The sequence below is a fragment of the Georhizobium sp. MAB10 genome (assembly GCF_045012825.1).
Taxonomy (GTDB): Bacteria; Pseudomonadota; Alphaproteobacteria; order Rhizobiales; family Rhizobiaceae; genus Georhizobium; species Georhizobium profundi.
This window is the reverse complement of record NZ_CP118314.1, coordinates 3629389-3647467: the sequence shown is the minus strand read 5'-3', so window position 1 is coordinate 3647467 and position 18079 is coordinate 3629389. Positions and strand designations below refer to the sequence as shown.

Genomic DNA, 18079 nt, shown 5'->3' with positions numbered 1-18079 from the left:
CGATGGACGTCGAGGCATTTCTTTCCGCGTTGACGTTCCAGGCCGGCTACAACACCACGATCGTCACGATCGGCGCGATCCTTCTCGGATGGGCAGGCGGCATGGTCGGCACGTTCCTGCTCTTGCGCCGCCGCTCGCTCGTCTCCGATGCCCTCAGCCATGCGACCTTGCCCGGCGTCGGCATCGCATTTCTCGTCATGGCGTCGCTCGGCGGCACGGGGCGCTTTCTTCCGGGCCTTCTTCTAGGCGCTGCCTTAAGCGCGCTTGCTGGATTGGCGACCGTCGAATGGATCACGCGGCGCACGCGGCTCCAGGCCGATGCCGCGATCGGCGCGGTGCTTTCGGTTTTCTTCGGCTTCGGCATCGTTCTTCTGACCGTCATCCAGTCCGTGCAGATCGGCCAGCAGGCCGGGATCGGCAGCTTTCTGCTTGGCTCAACCTCCGGCATGCTGCGCTCCGAGGCCATCACGCTTGCGGTTTTGGCCGGCGGAACTGCGCTCGCCGTCTTCTTCCTGCGCCGGACGCTCACCCTTGTTGCCTTCGACGAAACCTTCGCGCGCGCCCGGGGCATTTCGATCAGGAAAAGCGACTTGCTCCTGATGCTGCTGGTGCTGGCTGTCACGGTCACGGGGCTGCGGATCGTCGGGCTGGTGCTGATCATCGCACTCGTCATCATCCCGCCGGTCGCCGCCCGCTTCTGGACGGAACGCGTCGACCATATGCTGCTGATCTCTGCCGGGATCGGCGCGGTTTCCGGCTATGTCGGGACTGCACTGTCGGCTTCGATCGACGATCTGCCGACCGGTCCGATCATCGTCCTCGTCGCCACCGGACTGTTTGCAGTATCGCTGCTTTTTGCACCCGTTCGCGGCGTTTTCTCCGGGCTCTACCGCGCCCGCGCCTTCTCTTGGAAGGTCCATCGCCGTCAGGGCCTACTCGCCCTCGATCGCGGCGAAGCGATCTATGACAAGAAGACCATTTTCGTGCTGCTCGCCGAGGGCTTCATGCGGCGCGACGGCTCGATTACCCCAACGGGTGTCGTCGCTGCGAAGCTGGCAGCAGAAGAAGAAGCGCTCTGGTCGCTTTATCTGCGTGAAAATCCTGATTCCCTGCACCGCGCCCACGGCATGCTGCTCGACCCGATCGAGGAGCGCCTCGGTGCAGGCGAGATCAACGCACTGCGGCTGAGGCATTACGCTGCGACCAGGCAGACGATGGGGGCGATGGCTTGATGGCGGTCTATCTCGGACTGACGCTCGTCCCTATCCTGATTGGACTGCTGGCAGCGGTCGCGGCAGCCTTGCTCGGCAACTTCCTCGTGCTCAAGCGCCAGAGCCTGATGGGCGATGCCGTCAGCCATGTCGTGCTTCCCGGCATCGTCGTCGCCTTTGTCACGACCGGCTCGATGGACGCCGGCCCGATGCTGATCGGCGCTGCCATCGCCGCGCTGGTGGCCGCAGTGCTGATCGAGATCATCCGCGTGCTCGGCAAAGTCGAACCGGGCGCTGCGATGGGCGTCGTTTTCACCTCTCTGTTCGCCTTCGGCATCGTGCTCCTCGAGCAGACCGACACCGGCGCGATCCACTTCGACGTTGAGCATGCGCTCTACGGCAATCTGGAAAGCCTCGTCTGGCTCGCGGGCCTCGAGTGGAGTGCGCTGACCGATCCCGCGGCACTGGCCGAATTGCCACCGCAGCTACCGCGCGTCGCCGCCGCGCTGGTGGCCGTCATCGTTTTTCTCTGTGTCGCCTGGCGTCCGCTTGTGATCGCGACCTTCGATCCGGTCTTTGCGGCGGCAAGCGGCGTGCCTGTCCGCCTTGTGGATGGCGCACTCATCGCACTCGTCGCCATCGTCGCCGTCACCGCCTTCGAAGCGGTCGGGGCCATCATCACCATCGCCATGCTCATCTGTCCGCCGGCCGCCGCACGGTTGATGACGGACAATCTGGTGCGGCAGCTGCTCTTGAGCGTCCTGTTCGCTGCCATGGCTGCGATCCTCGGATACCTTGCCGCCGGTGCCGGCGTGTCGCTCTTCGTCTCCGGTGTCGCGGTCTCTGCTGCCGGAATGATCGCGACGGTGTCCGGTTTGATCCTCGCCCTTGCTGCGCTGTTCGGGCCACGGCGGCTCGGTGCACGCGCCTGAACGATTGCGGGAAGCCAAGTGCTTCCCATGCCGCATCTGAGCCTTTAGGGTCCGCATCCAACCACCGATTGACCTTGATGGATGATGCGCGTGCTCGGCGAAAGACGCTTTCTGATCGATCTGTTCCACGCCGGCGTGCGAAGTGCCGATCCTGCGGAATGCGTGCCGCCTCTGCTGCCTGAACCGCCCAAGGGGCGTACGATCCTCGTTGCCGCCGGCAAGGCGGCTGCGTCGATGGCGCGCGCGGTCGAGGAAAACTGGTCGGGCCCGCTCGAGGGAATAGCCGTGACCCGCTACGGGCATGGCCTCGAACCGGGCAGGATCGAAGTGATCGAGGCGGCCCATCCGGTTCCGGACGATCGAGGAGAGCAGGCAGCCGCGCGGTTGATGGACACCGTTCGCGGCCTGGGCCCTGACGATCTCGTGCTGTGCTTGATTTCGGGCGGTGGCTCAGCACTGCTCGCACTTGCCGCCGATGGGCTGACGCTTGACGACAAGAAGGCCGTCAACAAGAGCTTGCTGGCATCCGGCGCGCCGATCGGCGCCATGAACACCGTGCGCAAGCACCTCTCCGCGATCAAGGGCGGCCGGCTTGCCGAAGCGGCCTATCCGGCGCGCGTGGTCACGATCGGCATTTCGGACGTGCCGGGCGATGATCCGTCGGTCATCGCATCCGGGCCGACGGTTCCCGACGCAACGACGCTTGCCGACGCCAAGGCCGTTCTCGAGCGCTACAACATTACCGCGGCAGCGCATGTTCTGGCGCACCTCGAAAAGAGCAGCTCCGAGACGCCGAAGCCCGGCGATGCTATCTTCGCCAACACAGAATTCCGAATGGCATCGCGGCCCGCCGACATGGTCGAAGCGGTCGTCGCCGAAGCGAAGCGCCATGGCATCGAGGTGATGTCGCTCGGCGCCGATATCGAAGGCGAGGCACGAGACATCGGCAGGGAGCATGCGCGCCTGGCACTGCAGATGACCGAAGAGCCCCGCGACACGCCGCTGCTGATCGTTTCCGGCGGCGAGACCACGGTGACTGTGCGCGGCGACGGGTCGGGGCGCGGCGGCCGCAACGGTGAATATCTCCTGTCACTTGCGCTGGAACTCGACGGAAATCCGCGCATCCACGCGCTTGCGGCCGACACGGACGGCATCGATGGCAGCGAGGACAATGCCGGCGCGGTGATCGACCCGGACAGTCTCGCGCGGGCCGGCGCTTCCGGGCTCGACCCGGCGCAATGTCTGGAGCGCAACGATGCCTACAGCGTCTTCGAAGCGTCCGGCGACCTGATCGTGACCGGGCCGACGCGGACCAATGTCAACGATCTGCGGCTGATCCTGATCGCGCCGAAGGGCTGAGAGAACCGCCGATTACGGTATCTTGAGGCCGTTGAAGATGAATTGTTAAGGACCGCGCGCCCATCTTGCATCTGATGACTCGCCAGAATGTTTCAGAACTGGACTGATGATGCCGCAGCTGGGCGCCGATGAGGTGGAAAGCACCCGCGAAGCCGTGTTGACCCATACCGACGCCCTGACCGGTCTCGGCAACCGCAGGCGCATGCGCGAAAAGGTCGAAGGCCTCGCAGCCGAGCGCGCCGAGGATCCGGCACCCTTCACCATCGGTCTTGCCAATCTCGACGGCTTCAAGCCCATCAACGACCTCTTCGGCCATGGCGCCGGCGATGTCATCCTCACCCAGGTCGCACACAGGCTGAAGGCCTGCATGCCCGATGGCGCGACCGTTGTTCGGCTCGGAAACGACGAGTTCGGTTTCGTGCTGCCGCTGGTGTTCGACTCCCGCGGCGCCGAAAAGATGGCGCGGCTGATCAAGGACGTGCTGTCGGCGCCCTTCGATCTCGGTGCCCGCACGGTGCGCCTTACCGCATCGTTCGGCTTCTCGGTCTATCCGTTCGCCGGAACCGATTTCGACAGTCTGATGAGCTGCGCCGAAACGGCGCTCTATCGCTCCAAAAGGCGCGGGCGCAGCCAGATCACGGTCTATTCGCAGGAGATCGCCGAGGAATTCCGCCGCGCGACCGAGCTGGAACAGGCGCTGCGCCGCGCGATCATCGCAGACGATGTCGCCGTGCATTTCCAGCCGATCGTGCGCCTGGCCGATGGCCAGATCATGGGGTTCGAGGCGCTCGCGCGCTGGCATGACGCCGAGCTCGGCTTCGTGCCGCCGAACGTCTTCATCACGCTTGCCGAGGAACGCGGCTTCATCGACCTCCTGACAGAAGTGCTGCTGAAGAAGGCAGCCGCGACCGCTTTGCGCTGGCCGGAGGACATGTACCTGTCATTCAATCTGTCCTCGGCGCAGCTCGTCGATCCCATGACGAGCCTGTCGATCCTTGCCATCCTCAATCGCGCCGGCCTTGACCCGCGCCGGCTCGAGCTGGAAATCACCGAAACTGCGATGATGTCGGATCCCGACATGGCGCAGAAGATCGTCACCGAACTCCGGGCTGTCGGCATCAAGATTGCCCTCGACGATTTCGGGACGGGACAATCGAGCCTCGGCCGCCTGCGTGACTTCACCTTCGACAAGGTGAAGATCGACCGCGCCTTCGTGTCAGAAATAACCCGCGACCGTCCGTCGGAACATATCATCAAGGCCATTCTGGCCATGTGCGAGGGCATGGATCTCGCCGTCATCGCCGAAGGCATCGAAGAGGTGGAGCAGGCTGCAAAGCTGATCCAACTCGGCTGCCGGCTTGGACAGGGCTATCTCTACGGAAAGCCGATCAAGGCATCCGACACCCTGCGCCTGATCGCTGCCAACGCCCGGCCGCTGGAAGCTATCGCTATCGCCTGATCCAGAATCAAGACCATTGTCGGGTTTCCGGGTGTTGCAGTGCCTCACCCGGAGGCTAGTCTTGCGCCGTCGGCCAAATTCGGTTGCTGGATCAGACTTCATGCCAATGACAGCGTTTCTCACCGCCATCGCCATGATTGCCTTTGCGGCGAACTCGATCCTTGCGCGTGAAGCTTTGGCAGACGGCGGCATGGATGCTGCCGCTTTCACCGGATTGCGTCTCGCATCGGGCGCCGTGGCGCTTGCGCTCGTCCTGGCGCTGCGGCGGACGGCCAGAGGAAAAATCGTGCCAGGAAGCTGGCTGTCCGCACTGGCACTTTTTGTCTACGCGATCGCTTTCTCCTTTGCCTATGTGCAGCTTGGCGCTGCGACCGGCGCGCTCGTTCTCTTCGTCTCCGTGCAGTTGACCATGATCGGCTGGGGCATCGTGCGTGGCGAACGACCACGTGTCATGCAGTGGGCGGGTATCGTCATGGCGCTTGCAGGCTTCGTTTATCTCGTGTCGCCGGCTTTGACGCGGCCGGATCCGGTTGCGACGACGCTCATGATCACGGCCGGCATCGCCTGGGGCGTTTATTCGTTGCGAGGTCGCGGCAGCCGCGATCCGATTGACGATACGGCAGGAAACTTCATCCGCACCATGCCACTTGCCCTGGCTCTGCTGGCTTTCGCCATTCTGATCGGGGACAATCCCGCGGGCACACTGTCGGGCAGGGGCATCGGACTTGCCGCCGCTTCGGGCGTTCTCGCATCCGCCGCCGGCTACGTGGTCTGGTACCGAGTTCTGCCGCATCTGGCAGCGATAGCCGCAGCGATCGTTCAGCTGTCCGTGCCGGTCATCACTGCGGCCGCCGGCGTGCTGTTTCTGGCCGAGCCTCTCACCATTGAAGTGGTTCTCGCGGGCATGCTCATCCTCTCGGGCCTCGCCCTTGCGATCGCTGCCCGCCGAAAAACCTGAGCTTCCCTGTCAGCCGTCCGTGAAGCGGAAGTCCTTCATCTGCTCGCGCAGCGTGGTCTTCTTGATCTTGCCCGTGGCCGTATGGGGAATTTCATCGGTGAAGACGACCTCGTCCGGCATCCACCACTTGGCGATCTTGCCCGACATGAAATCAAGAATTGACTGCTTGTTCGGCTGACGGCCCTCCTTGAGCACGACGACGAGCAGGGGACGTTCGTCCCATTTCGGATGAGCGACGCCGATGACGGCGGCTTCGGCAACATCTGGATGACCCACGGCCAGGTTTTCGAGATCGATCGTCGAAATCCATTCGCCGCCCGATTTGATGACGTCCTTGGCCCGATCGGTGATCTGCAGATAGCCGTGCGCGTCCATATGGCCGACATCGCCCGTATCGAACCAGAGCTCCTCGTCGAACTGCTCGGCGCCGCGGCCCTTGTAGTAGCTGGACGACACCGCGGGGCCGCGCACCTTCAGGCGCCCGAAGGTCTTGCCGTCCCAGGGCAGGATGCGTTCCTCGTCGTCGACGATCTTCATTTCGACGCCGAAGGGCGGATGGCCCTGCTTCACCTGCAGGTCGAGCCTGGCCTCCCCGGTGAGATGCGCGTAGTCCGGCTTAATCGAGCAGACCGTCCCGAGTGGGCTCATCTCAGTCATGCCCCAGGCGTGCATCACGTGAACGCCGTAGCGGTCCTGGAACGCCTGCGTGATCGCACGGGGGCAGGCCGAGCCGCCGATCACGACGCGTTCGAGATCGGGCAACTGCCCTTGTTCCTTTTCCAGATGCTGCAGCAGCATCAGCCAGACCGTGGGGACCGCGGCCGTGATCGTCACCTTCTCGTTCGTGAGCATCTCGTAGATTGACTTGCCGTCCATGCCCGGTCCCGGAAAGACCAGCGTCGCGCCGGCCATCGGTGTCGAGAACGCCGTCGACCACGCATTGGCGTGGAACATCGGAACGACCGGCATCATCACGTCGCGCGAGGCGATGCCCAGCATGTCCGCCTGGAGCGCTGTCATGGCATGCAACACGTTCGAGCGGTGCGAATAGACGACGCCTTTCGGATCGCCGGTCGTGCCCGACGTGTAGCACATGCCTGCGGCCGTGCGCTCATCGAAGTCCTTCCATCGGAAGTCGTCGTCGGCTTCGGCAAGCCAGTCTTCATAGGCGACGGCAGGGAAGGGAAGATCAGCGGGCATATGCGCTGCGTCTGTCAGAATGACGATCCGCTTCAGGCTCGACACCTGGGGTGCGATGGCCTTGACGATGGGCAGAAAGGTCAGGTCGACAAAGAGAAGCCGGTCTTCCGCATCGTTCATGATCCAGGCGATCTGGTCGGGAAAGAGCCGCGGATTGAGCGTGTGGTAGATGGCGCCGATGCCGAGCGTGCCGTACCAGACCTCCAGGTGCCGCCACGTATTCCAGGCAAGCGTCGCCACCCGGTCGCCGAGCGCGACGCCTTCCATGTCCAGCCGCTTCGCTAACTTAAGTGCGCGGTTACGGACGGTGCGGTAGTCCGTGCGATGGATCGGGCCTTCCACCGATCGGGAGATGACAGGTCGACCACCATGATAGTGTGCCGCATGATCGATGACCTTGTGACAAAGAAGCGGCCATTCCTGCATCAGTCCCAGCATGCACGTTCCTCCATTCCCCGCAGCCTCCTCGCTGCGTTCTTGGCCGACTATGGAGCGGTGGGGCGCATTATGAAAGATGGGCCTTTCGTCGAGGTGCTGACGGCTAGCATTGATCCGCATCAAGGGAAGTTTCTTGTTTGCTGATAATGCGTCCTATAAGAATTGATTCACGGCACGAACGAGACCCAAGAATCGATCAACTTCAGCCACCCGGGCGCCTCCATCATGAAGTCAGGCCTATCCGGCGACGCGCCTCTCGACCAGTTGAAGGAAATCACGACTCTTCAAACGCAGTTCGAGGTTTTTCGCCAGTTCAAGAAGACTGTGGAACTGTACGGCTACCGGTGCTTCCTGGTGCTGCGCCTTCCGCCACCTACTTCACTGGACCTTGCCGAAAACTCCATCATCACCAATTTCCCGGCTGAATTTCTGGGCGCGTTCGATCGCCAGAAGCTGATGCGCAGCAGCCCTTTGTTCGCCCGTTTGCGGACGTCCATCGTGCCGTTCTCCTTTCGCTATGCCGACTTCGTCGCCGGCAGAAGCGCAAAGGATGCGATGCTGGCTGCCAAGCTCTATGAAGAGTTCGGCCTGGTCGACGGTGTCTGTCTTCCGGTCCAGAGCGTGGAGGGCGACCGCTGTGCCGTCGTCTTCGCCGGCGAACGGGACCCGCTCGACAACGACGCGATCGCGCAATTGATGCTGCTGACGCTTCACCTCTTCCAGCGCTTGGGCGAAGTCTCTCAGCGCTCGGCGAAACTCGAGCAGCCGCTGACCGAACGCGAACTCGAATGCCTGACATGGACGGCGGCGGGCAAGACGAGCGCGGACATCGCGCAAATCCTCGAACTCTCCGAACACACGGTCAATCACTACCTGAACCGCGCGACCAAGAAACTCGATACGGTCAACCGCACCCAGGCGGTGGCAAAGGCGCTCCGCCGCAGCCTTATTCGCTAGCCGTCGGCCGTCTGCCGTGCCACGGCGCGGACAGACTGCATGAAGATGGAGAGCGCCAGCGACTGATCTCCGGTCCCTCGCGTCGTCAGGCCGACCGAGCCGACGGTCTCGCTCGTATCGATCGGCAGGCGGGCGACGCGCCCGTCGCGAATGTCGTTGGCGACGGCACCCTCCGAGATGATCCAGATCGCATCATGTGCCCGAATGTAAGCGCGCCCGAATGCGTCGGACACGGTCTCGATGCGCACCGGCAACTCGGCGATCCCGTTGGTGACGAGGAAGCGATCGACGAAGGGGCGGATGACGGCGTTCGGCGTCGGCATCAGGATCGTATAGTCGCGCAATTCGCCGAGCGAAAAATTGGGCTTGCTCATCAGCGGGTGGCCGCTTCGAACGGCGAAGATGACGTGCTCTGAGTAGAGCGGCTCGAAGGAGAGGCCGATCATCATCTCCGGCGGCGCAAGGCGCCCGACGACGAGATCGAGCGCGCCAGTGCGCAGCTGTTCCAAAAGCACGGAATTGTCGCCTGTCACTACCGTGATCGGACTTCCCGTGTTCTCCTTCAGGAACTGCGCCACCGCATCGGGCATGATCCGTGCAGAAACAGTGGGCAGCGCACCGATGCGGACCGGCGGCCCTTCCGAGCGCAAGGCCTGCTGGATGGAATCGACGCCCTGCCTGAGCGCAGCAACGCTCGAGCCCGCATGACGCAGGAACACCTCGCCGAAGCGCGAGATGCGAATGCCGCGGCCATCTTTCTCGAACAGTCGCACGCCGAGCGCGTCTTCGAGCTCGCGGATCGTGCGCGTGACCGCCGGCTGTGTCAGCGCCAGCACGTCCGCTGCCTTGCTCACGCTCTTCTGGCGGGCTACCTCCATGAAGGTCTGGAGATGCCGAAACTTGATCTGCTGGTCCATCGCATACCGAAAAGATTATGGATCAAGCCGAGAATATCATTTTACCATACCGATACAATTTGCTTTGAAAGCCTGAGGGAGAATTCGATGCAGTTTCACAAGGTCAACGGCGTCACACTGCATTATCAGTTGATCGGCGCGCCCGAAGGGCGCCCTGTGCTGGTCTTCGCGAATTCCCTCGGCACCGATTTCCGCATCTGGCGTGATGTCATCGTCCGGCTCGTCGGCGAGTTCGCGATCGTGCTCTACGACAAGCGCGGCCACGGACTGTCCGATGTCGGCGAGACGCCTTACACAATCGACGATCACGTCGACGACTTGTCCGGCCTGCTCGACCATCTGCGCGTGCGCAAGGCTGTCATCTGCGGGCTTTCGGTCGGCGGGCTGATCGCGCAGGGCCTCGTCCACAAGCGCCCGGATCTGGTACGCGCCCTCGTTCTTTGCGACACCGCCCACAAGATTGGAACGGCGGAAATGTGGGATGCCCGCATCCGCGCGATCTACGAAGAAGGCATCGAGGCGATCGCCGACCTGATCCTCGAGCGCTGGTTCACCGTCGATTACCGCAAGCCCGACAACGCCGAGTTCACCGGTTACCGCAATATGCTGATCCGCACGCCGCGCGATGGCTACACCGCCACCTGCGCCGCGATCCGGGACGCCGATTTCACCGAAGCTGCGAAGCTGATCGACGTGCCGACCATGTGCGTTGTCGGCACCGAAGACGGCTCGACACCGCCAGAACTCGTCGGCGAGCTGTCCCGGCTGATCCCCGGTGCGCTTTACCAGGAAATCCCGCAGGCTGGCCATCTGCCCTGCATCGAGCAGCCGGTGGTTCTGACGGACGCCATCAAGCTGTTCGTCGAAAAGATCACGAAGGAAGGCAAATGAGCGCCACGACGAAATCTCCCCGCCACATCGAAGGCATGGCGACGCGCCGCTCGGTGCTCGGCGATGCACATGTCGACAGGGCAGAGGCGGCGAAGTCGGAATTCGATGCGCCCTTTCAGGAGATGATCACCGAGGGAGCCTGGGGGACCGTCTGGTCGCGGCCGAACTGGACGAAGCGCGAGCGCTCCATCGTCACGATCGCACTGCTTGCAGCACTCGGCCATGACGACGAGGTGGCGATGCATGTGCGCGCCACCGCTAATACCGGCGCGAGCGAGGACGATATCCGCGAGGCGCTGATGCATGTGGCGATCTATGCCGGCGTTCCGGCCGCCAATCACGCGTTCAAGATCGCCAAGCAGACGTTGAAGGAGATGGCTGCCGAGAAGGCGGCTTGAGGAGCGACGATGTCGAACAGGAAACCCGAAACCGGTGCCTTCTTTCCGCGCGATCGCGCCTGGCAACCGGACGCTTACACGCCGTGGTACAAGACGAGCGTGCTCCGCTCGCCGCAAAAGGCGCTTCTGTCCATCAACAACACCCTGTCGGAGATGACCGGCCCGGTCTTCGGTCAAGATTTGCTGGGTGAACTCGACGATGACCTCATCCACAATTTCGCCAAGCCTGGCGAAAGCGCGATCGGTCCGCGCATCATCGTCCATGGCCGCGTCATGGACGAGCGGGGCAGGGGCGTCGGTGGCGCGCTGCTTGAATTCTGGCAGGCGAATGCCGGTGGCCGCTACCGCCACAAGAAGGAAGGCTACGTCGCCGCGCTGGATCCGAATTTCGGCGGCTGCGGGCGCACCATCACCGATGAGGACGGCCATTACTCGTTCCGCACCATCAAGCCGGGTCCATATCCCTGGCCGAACGGCGTGAACGACTGGCGCCCGGCGCACATCCATTTCTCCGTCTTCGGCCACGGGTTTGCCCAGCGGCTGATCACCCAGATGTATTTCGAGGGCGATCCGCTGATCCCGCTCTGCCCGATCGTGAAGACCATCGCCGATCCGAAAGCGATCGAGGACCTGATCGCGCCGCTCGACATGGCGAACACGATCCCCATGGATGCCAGCGCCTACAAGTTCGACATCGTCCTGCGCGGCCGCCGCTCGACCATGTTCGAGAACCGGATGGAGGGGAACTGATGCCGCAATCGCTGAACCGCCTGAAGGAGTCCGCGTCGCAGACGGCTGGTCCTTACGTCCATATCGGGCTGACGCCGAATTTCGCGGCGATTGGTGGCGTCTACGCCGATGATCTCGGAAGCCGCATGCTGACTGGCGATGCGAAGGGCGAGCGCATCACCATCAAGGGACGCATCTTCGACGGAACGGGCACGCCGCTGAAGGATGCGCTGGTCGAAATCTGGCAGCCGGATGCGGCAGGGCTTTTCAATTCGCCCTCCGAAATGCGCGGTTCGGCCGATCCGCATTTCACCGGGTTCGGGCGTTGCGCGACCGATATGGCAAACGGCGAGTTCGTCTTCGAGACGATCAAGCCCGGTCCGGTTCCCTATCCTGACGGCCGTATGCAGGCGCCGCATGTCACGCTCTGGATCGTCGCACGCGGCATCAATATCGGCCTTCACACCCGCATGTATTTTTCCGACGAGGAGAAGGCCAATGCGGACGATCCGTTGCTCAACCGGATCGAGCACCGCCACCGCGTCGCAACGCTCATCGGCCAGCGCGACGGCGATGTCGTAACCTTCGACATTCACCTGCAGGGCGACGACGAAACCGTCTTCCTCGATATCTGACGACAACCAACAGGCAGGAAATCCATGGCGACGTTCCAGGATTTGAAGACCGCCGTCGCGGAGAATCTCCATGACGGCGACGTGGTGGCCTTCGAGGGCTTCACCCATCTGATACCGCATGCGGCGGCCCACGAAGCGATCCGCCAGGGCCGGAAAGACCTGACGCTCGTGCGCATGACGCCGGACGTCATCTACGACCAGATGATCGGCATGGGCATGGCGAAGAAGCTCGTCTTCTCATACGCCGGCAACCCGGGCGTTGGCCTTCTGCGCCGGCTGCGCGATGCGGTCGAAAACGGCTGGCCGAACCGGCCGGAAGTGGAAGAACACAGCCATGCGGCGATGGCCAATGCCTATGAGGCGGGCGCAAGCGGCCTGCCATGCGCGATCTTCCGCGGATACCTCGGCGCCGGGCTCGAACAGGTGAACCCGAACATCAAGCGCGTCGCATGCCCGTTCACCGGCGAAATGCTGGCGGCTGTGCCGTCGGTGCGCCCGGACGTGACCTTCATCCACGCGCAGAAGGCCGACCGGAAGGGCAACGTGCTCGTCGAAGGCATCATCGGCATCCAGAAGGAAGCGGTGCTTGCCGCCAAGCGTGCGGTGGTGACGGTCGAGGAAATCGTCGAGGATTTCGACGACGTGCATCCGAACGCCTGCATACTGCCGCGATGGACGGTCACCGCGATCTGCGAAGTGCCGGGCGGCGCGCATCCTTCCTATGCGCACGGCTACTACGACCGTGACAACAAGAGCTATCTCGACTGGGACAAGATCGCCGCCGAGCGCGACAGTTTCCAGGCATGGATGCAGGACAATGTGTTGAACGCCGGTCCGCAAAACTTTGCCGGACGCGTCGAGCATTTGAGGAGCGCCAAATGAGTGATCTTGGTTTTACGCCCGATGAGATGATGACGATTGCTGCGGCGCGCGCGCTGAAGAACGACGACGTCTGCTTCGTCGGCATCGGTGCGCCATCGGCTGCCTGCAACGTTGCGCGGCTGACGCATGCCCCGGACATCACTTTGATCTACGAATCCGGCACGATCGGCACGGCGCCGGACGTGCTGCCGCTCTCGATCGGCGACGGCGAACTCTGCGACACGGCCGTCACCACGGTGTCGGTGCCGGAGATGTTCCGCTACTGGCTGCAGGGCGGTCGCGTCACGATCGGTTTCCTTGGCGCCGCGCAGCTCGACAAGTTCGGCAACATCAACACGACCGTCATCGGCGACTACGAGACACCGAAGACACGCCTGCCTGGCGGCGGCGGTGCGCCGGAAATCGCGTCGTCTTCGGGTGAGATTTACATCACCATGAAGCAGACGAAACGCGGCATGGTCGACAAGATCGACTTCTTCACGTCCTTCGGTCATGGAACCGGTGGCAAGGACCGAGAAAATCTCGGCATCAAGACCAAGGGCCCGACGCTGCTGATCACCGATCTGGCAATCTGGAAGCCCGATCCCGAGACCAAGGAATTCACGGTCGTCTCCATGCATCCGGGCGTGACACGCGAACAGGTGCAGGAAACCTGCGGCTGGCCGGTCAAGTTCGCCGACCATGTCGAGGTCACGCCGGCGCCGGACGAAACGGAACTGAAGACGCTGCGCGATCTTCAGGCAAGAACGAAGGCCGCCCATGAGGGAACCGGCCGTGGTCAGAACAAATTCGGGAGCCAGCGCGATGGCTGAAGCCTATATCTGCGACTATATCCGCACGCCCATCGGTCGTTTCGCCGGTGCGCTTTCGCCGGTCCGTGCAGACGACCTCGGCGCGGTGCCGCTGAAGGCGCTGATGGAGCGCAACGCGTCTGTCGACTGGGCGGCGATCGACGAAGTCATCTATGGCTGCGCCAACCAGGCCGGCGAGGACAACCGCAACGTCGCGCGCATGGCGTCGCTTCTGGCCGGCCTGCCGGTCGAAGTGCCCGGCACCACCATGAACCGGCTTTGCGGATCGGGCATGGACGCCGTCGTCGCCGCCGCCCGCGCCATCAAGGCCGGCGAGATCGACATTGCGATTGCCGGTGGCGTGGAATCCATGTCGCGCGCGCCCTTCGTGATGCCGAAGGCGACGAGCGCCTTTTCGCGCGATAATGCGGTTTACGACACGACGATCGGCTGGCGCTTCGTCAATCCGTTGATGAAGAAGCAATACGGCGTCGATTCCATGCCGGAGACCGGCGAAAACGTCGCCGCCGACTGGCAGGTGAGCCGCGAGGACCAGGACAAGTTCGCCGTGCGCTCGCAGCAGAAAGCCGGCCGCGCCATGGAAAACGGCAGGCTGGCAAAGGAAATCACGCCGGTCTCGATCCCGCAGCGCAAGAAGGACCCGATCGTCGTCGATCGCGACGAGCATCCGCGCCCCGACACCACTCTGGAAGCGCTAGCCAAGCTGCCGACCCCGTTCCGCGAAGGTGGCACGGTCACGGCCGGCAATGCCTCCGGCGTCAACGATGGCGCGGCAGCGCTGATCGTCGCATCGGAAGAAGCGGCCCGCAAACACGGGCTGACCCCGATCGCCCGGATCCTCGGCGGTGCGACTGCGGGCGTTGCGCCCCGCATCATGGGCTTTGGGCCTGCACCGGCCGCAAAGAAGCTCTTCGCTCGCCTCGGTCTTGGCGCCGGCGATTTCGACGTGATCGAGCTCAACGAAGCCTTTGCGAGCCAGGGCTTGGCGACGCTGCGCGATCTCGGCATCGCCGATGACGACGAGCGCGTGAACCCGAATGGCGGCGCCATCGCGCTTGGCCATCCGCTCGGCATGTCGGGCGCGCGCATCACCGGCACGGCGGCGCTCGAACTCGCCGAACGCAACGCAAGGCGCGCGCTCTCCATGATGTGTATCGGCGTCGGCCAGGGCATCGCGATAGCGCTCGAGCGGGTCTGAGCCATCGAACTTAGCTCAAAGGGCCGGTGTCATCGCCGGCCCTTTGGCGTTATAAGGCGGCCATCTTGACTGCCGGGAGGTATCGATGTCGCTGTCGCTTTTTGAGCACCCCGTGCTCGCCGCACATTTCGGGGACGACGCGCTCGCCGCCCATTTTCGGCTGGAAGCTGAAATCTCCACCATGCTGACCTTCGAAATGGCGCTGGCGGAAGCGGAGGCCCATGAAGGCTTGATCGCTCCGGAAGCCGCCGCTGCCATTGCAAAAGCCTGCGAGGACTTCGCGCCGGATTTCGATGCGTTGCGCGAGGGCGTCGCCCGCGACGGGCTCATCGTGCCCGAACTCATCCGCGAATTACGCAAGACCGTGCCGGAGCCCCACGCGGCGCATCTGCATTTCGGCGCGACCAGCCAGGACGTAATCGATACGAGCCTCGTCCTTAGGCTCAAGATGGTGCTTCCCATGCTGGCGGCGCGACTGGAAAACCTGATCGCTGCCCTGCAGGACCTCGACGAGCGCTTCGGCCACAACCATCTGATCGGCCGCACCCGCATGCAGGCGGCGATGCCCATCCCGGTGGGCGCACGGCTGCGCGCCTGGATGATGCCACTGTCGCGCGCGCTGGACGAACTGGAAGACATCGGTCCGGAACTTCTGCAGTTGCAGTTCGGTGGAGCCGCTGGCACGCTGGAAAAGCTTGGCGACGACGCCGCCGGCGTCGCGGCGCGCATCGGTTTCCTGCTGGATCTCGACGTGCCGCAGACGAACTGGCACACGCAGCGTGATTCCATCGCCCGTTTCGCCAACTGGCTGTCGCTGATTTCCGGCGCACTCGGCAAGATCGGCCAGGACATCGCACTGATGGCCCAGAACGAAATCGGCGAAATCGCCATGACGGGCGGTGGCGGCTCCTCCGCCATGCCGCACAAGCAGAACCCGGTGCGCGCCGAAACACTTGTGGCGCTCGCCCGGTTCAACGCCACCCAGCTCTCGGGCATCCACCACGCACTCGTCCACGAACAGGAACGCTCCGGCGCCGCATGGTCACTGGAATGGATGATTTTGCCTCAGATGGTGGTGGCAGCCGGCGCCTCGACACGTCTCGGCGCCGAACTCTTCGATGCCATCGAACGTCTCGGCGCGGCGGAATGAGTGGATTTATTGCTCAGCCAGCTGCACAATAGTGTGTCAACTGGCTGGGGAGTGGTGAATGGCGATCGTCGAGTCTGTATCGGTTGAAAAGAAAGCCGCCATCGAGATTTTTTATGACAAAGTTCGAGAACAGATCAGATCTGAGAACGAGCTGTATAATCAGCGAATTATCTGGCTTATCACCATGCAAGCATTTCTATTCGCTACACTCGGATTGATACTGCAGGCAAAGTACTCAACAAGTCCCGGTCTGCGAGACGCGATATTTTATGTGTCTTTTATTCTAATTCCTTTGACCGGCGTCTACGTGGGGTTGGCTTGTTACAGGATGCTTGGTCAAGCAAGAGATAATTTAGACGCGCTCGGCAAGCTGTGGGATATGAAGAGTGTCGATCTCGCGGATGCAAAGGAGATTAGTTTCTATCCGCATCCGAAAGGCTTGAACGAGCCGATCAGAAAAAGGGATCTATCTCCCGTCCGTGCAGCGTACATACCGCTGATATTCGTCTTCGTCTGGCCGATATTTTTCATCTTTCTGATATTGGCGTGATGAGTGACATGACAGAGGCTTCCAAAAAACACGACGGCATTCGTGAAGGCGAGATCCAGGGGATGATGCCGGATCAGTTTGACGCCTCTGTCTATTTCATCGGTCGCATCCACACGCCGTTCCAGACGCGGGCGGAATGCCCGCGCAGGGGCGATCCGGAGCAGGGACCCGTCTGTACGATCGAGCTCGACGCCCGCTTTGTCGACGCTCTGAGAGGCGTGGATGCCTATGAACACATCGCCGTGCTCTACTGGATGGACCAGGCGCGGCGCGACCTTTTGGTCCAGAACCCCAAGCACGATGGCGGGCTCGTTGGCACCTTCGCGCTGCGTTCGCCGGTCCGGCCGAACCCGATCGCGCTTTCCATCGCTCGGCTGATCAGGATCGATGGCGCGACACTGACGGTGCGGGGGCTGGACTGTGTCGATGGCACGCCGCTGATCGACATCAAGCCGGAATTTACCGGCGGGCGAAAACCCTGTCACGCCTGATCGCCGTCCCAGCACCCTTGCCGCACGGCGTTCCTGCCGATAGGACCGCGCGAGAAAAGGCGGCCAGCGCCGTCATCAGCCGATGGGATGTTTGAAGCGATGAGCGATTTCGACGAGGATGCACTGGCCGAGGCCTATAATCGCGGGCTGGACCTTGAAAAGGCCGGTCGTCGCGAGGAGGCCGCAGTCTTCTATCGGCGCGCGCTGGAGCTCGATCCCGATGATCACGGCGGCGCTGCCGTACGGCTTGCTTCCATGGGCCTTGCGCCTGCACCGGACAAGGCGCCGGATGCCTACGTCATGACCCTGTTCGACCAGCATGCCGAAGTGTTCGACAGCGTGCTCGTCGACCAGCTAGGCTATTCCGTCCCGATGATGCTGGGCGACGCGCTTCCGGCGTTCCTGCCCGACGGTGCGGCCCGCCTGCTCGATCTCGGCTGCGGCACGGGCCTCGTCGGCGAAGCGCTCTACGACAGTGTCGACCATGCCGTGGGTCTCGATCTCTCGGAACGCATGATCGAGATCGCCGACGAGCGCGAAGTCTATGACGAGCTTTATGTCGCCGAGATCGGCCTTTTTCTCGAGGAGAGCGAAGCGCTGCCGTTCGATCTCGTCGTGGCTGCGGATGTGCTGCCCTATATGGGCAAGCTCGAGAGCTTCTTCTCAGGCATCGCGAAGCATACGACCCCTGCCGGCCTGCTTGCATTTTCCAGCGAGACACTGCCGGATGAGGCCTTTGGCGGAGCCGATTTTACCGTCGGTCCGCATCAGCGTTTCGCTCATCCGCTCAGCTACATCGATCGCCTGCTCACCGCGAATGGCTTCGATCGGCTGCTGGCCGAGCCGATCGTCGTGCGCCACGAGCAGGGCACGCCCGTGCCCGGCCATCTGGTCATTGCGCGCAAGAGCTGA

Annotated in this window: 19 protein-coding genes; 17 read left to right on the top strand and 2 right to left on the bottom strand. The window is 62.9% G+C overall.

The window, feature by feature from the left end; genetic code table 11:
* The first annotated feature begins 2 nt into the window (after positions 1 to 2).
* The 5 genes from PU133_RS17470 to PU133_RS17450 all read left to right on the top strand — a co-directional run bounded on the left by PU133_RS17470 (position 3) and on the right by PU133_RS17450 (position 5919).
* Complete coding sequence (locus PU133_RS17470; protein WP_404862724.1) at positions 3 to 1232, top strand: metal ABC transporter permease; 1230 nt, start codon at positions 3 to 5, stop codon at positions 1230 to 1232.
* Positions 1232 to 2143, top strand: a complete 912-nt coding sequence (locus PU133_RS17465) for a metal ABC transporter permease (protein WP_404862723.1) — start codon at positions 1232 to 1234, stop codon at positions 2141 to 2143. Before PU133_RS17470 ends, PU133_RS17465 begins: the two co-directional genes overlap by 1 nt.
* 84 nt (positions 2144 to 2227) lie before the next feature.
* Positions 2228 to 3502: a glycerate kinase gene (locus PU133_RS17460; RefSeq protein WP_404864577.1), complete on the top strand. Its 1275-nt coding sequence runs from the start codon at positions 2228 to 2230 to the stop codon at positions 3500 to 3502.
* A gap of 106 nt (positions 3503 to 3608) precedes the next feature.
* Positions 3609 to 4961 (top strand): bifunctional diguanylate cyclase/phosphodiesterase, encoded by a 1353-nt coding sequence (locus PU133_RS17455; protein ID WP_126011615.1) that lies wholly within the window; start codon positions 3609 to 3611, stop codon positions 4959 to 4961.
* A 100-nt stretch (positions 4962 to 5061) separates the two neighbouring features.
* Positions 5062 to 5919 (top strand): DMT family transporter, encoded by an 858-nt coding sequence (locus PU133_RS17450; protein ID WP_404862722.1) that lies wholly within the window; start codon positions 5062 to 5064, stop codon positions 5917 to 5919.
* 9 nt (positions 5920 to 5928) lie between these two features.
* Here the strand turns inward: PU133_RS17450 and PU133_RS17445 are convergent, their stop codons facing one another.
* Positions 5929 to 7557, bottom strand: a complete 1629-nt coding sequence (locus PU133_RS17445; RefSeq protein ID WP_404862721.1) for a long-chain-fatty-acid--CoA ligase — start codon at positions 7555 to 7557, stop codon at positions 5929 to 5931.
* 225 nt (positions 7558 to 7782) lie between these two features.
* On the opposite strand from PU133_RS17445, the gene PU133_RS17440 reads away from it, so the two are divergent.
* A complete protein-coding gene (locus tag PU133_RS17440) occupies positions 7783 to 8514 on the top strand; it encodes a LuxR family transcriptional regulator (RefSeq protein ID WP_404862720.1) in 732 nt (243 codons plus the stop codon).
* Here the strand turns inward: PU133_RS17440 and pcaQ are convergent.
* Complete coding sequence (gene pcaQ, locus PU133_RS17435) at positions 8511 to 9431, bottom strand: pca operon transcription factor PcaQ (protein WP_404862719.1); 921 nt, start codon at positions 9429 to 9431, stop codon at positions 8511 to 8513. The genes PU133_RS17440 and pcaQ overlap by 4 nt on opposite strands.
* Positions 9432 to 9518: 87 nt before the next feature.
* Here pcaQ and pcaD point away from each other — a divergent pair, with 87 nt between their 5' ends.
* The 11 genes from pcaD to PU133_RS17380 all read left to right on the top strand — a co-directional run bounded on the left by pcaD (position 9519) and on the right by PU133_RS17380 (position 18079).
* Positions 9519 to 10322 carry a 3-oxoadipate enol-lactonase gene (gene pcaD / locus PU133_RS17430; RefSeq protein ID WP_404862718.1) on the top strand — a complete coding sequence of 268 codons (804 nt, stop codon included), beginning with the start codon at positions 9519 to 9521 and terminating at the stop codon, positions 10320 to 10322.
* Positions 10319 to 10720 (top strand): 4-carboxymuconolactone decarboxylase, encoded by a 402-nt coding sequence (pcaC, locus tag PU133_RS17425; RefSeq protein WP_404862717.1) that lies wholly within the window; start codon positions 10319 to 10321, stop codon positions 10718 to 10720. Before pcaD ends, pcaC begins: the two co-directional genes overlap by 4 nt.
* 9 nt (positions 10721 to 10729) lie before the next feature.
* On the top strand, positions 10730 to 11470 hold the full coding sequence (gene pcaH, locus PU133_RS17420) for a protocatechuate 3,4-dioxygenase subunit beta (RefSeq protein WP_404862716.1): 741 nt from the start codon (positions 10730 to 10732) through the stop codon (positions 11468 to 11470).
* Positions 11470 to 12084 (top strand): protocatechuate 3,4-dioxygenase subunit alpha, encoded by a 615-nt coding sequence (gene pcaG / locus PU133_RS17415; RefSeq protein WP_404862715.1) that lies wholly within the window; start codon positions 11470 to 11472, stop codon positions 12082 to 12084. Before pcaH ends, pcaG begins: the two co-directional genes overlap by 1 nt.
* Before the next feature lie 24 nt (positions 12085 to 12108).
* On the top strand, positions 12109 to 12966 hold the full coding sequence (locus PU133_RS17410; protein WP_404862714.1) for a CoA transferase subunit A: 858 nt from the start codon (positions 12109 to 12111) through the stop codon (positions 12964 to 12966).
* On the top strand, positions 12963 to 13778 hold the full coding sequence (locus PU133_RS17405) for a CoA-transferase subunit beta (RefSeq protein WP_404862713.1): 816 nt from the start codon (positions 12963 to 12965) through the stop codon (positions 13776 to 13778). The genes PU133_RS17410 and PU133_RS17405 overlap by 4 nt, the downstream gene beginning before the upstream one ends.
* Complete coding sequence (pcaF, locus tag PU133_RS17400) at positions 13771 to 14976, top strand: 3-oxoadipyl-CoA thiolase (RefSeq protein WP_404862712.1); 1206 nt, start codon at positions 13771 to 13773, stop codon at positions 14974 to 14976. The genes PU133_RS17405 and pcaF overlap by 8 nt, the downstream gene beginning before the upstream one ends.
* Positions 14977 to 15061: 85 nt before the next feature.
* Entirely contained in the window at positions 15062 to 16126 is a 1065-nt protein-coding gene (locus tag PU133_RS17395; RefSeq protein ID WP_126011593.1) for a 3-carboxy-cis,cis-muconate cycloisomerase, read from the top strand.
* 58 nt (positions 16127 to 16184) lie between these two features.
* A complete protein-coding gene (locus PU133_RS17390; protein ID WP_126011591.1) occupies positions 16185 to 16676 on the top strand; it encodes a hypothetical protein in 492 nt (163 codons plus the stop codon).
* Positions 16677 to 16684: 8 nt separating this feature from the next.
* Positions 16685 to 17167 carry a tRNA (N6-threonylcarbamoyladenosine(37)-N6)-methyltransferase TrmO gene (gene tsaA, locus PU133_RS17385; RefSeq protein WP_404862711.1) on the top strand — a complete coding sequence of 161 codons (483 nt, stop codon included), beginning with the start codon at positions 16685 to 16687 and terminating at the stop codon, positions 17165 to 17167.
* A gap of 99 nt (positions 17168 to 17266) precedes the next feature.
* Complete coding sequence (locus PU133_RS17380; RefSeq protein ID WP_404862710.1) at positions 17267 to 18079, top strand: methyltransferase; 813 nt, start codon at positions 17267 to 17269, stop codon at positions 18077 to 18079.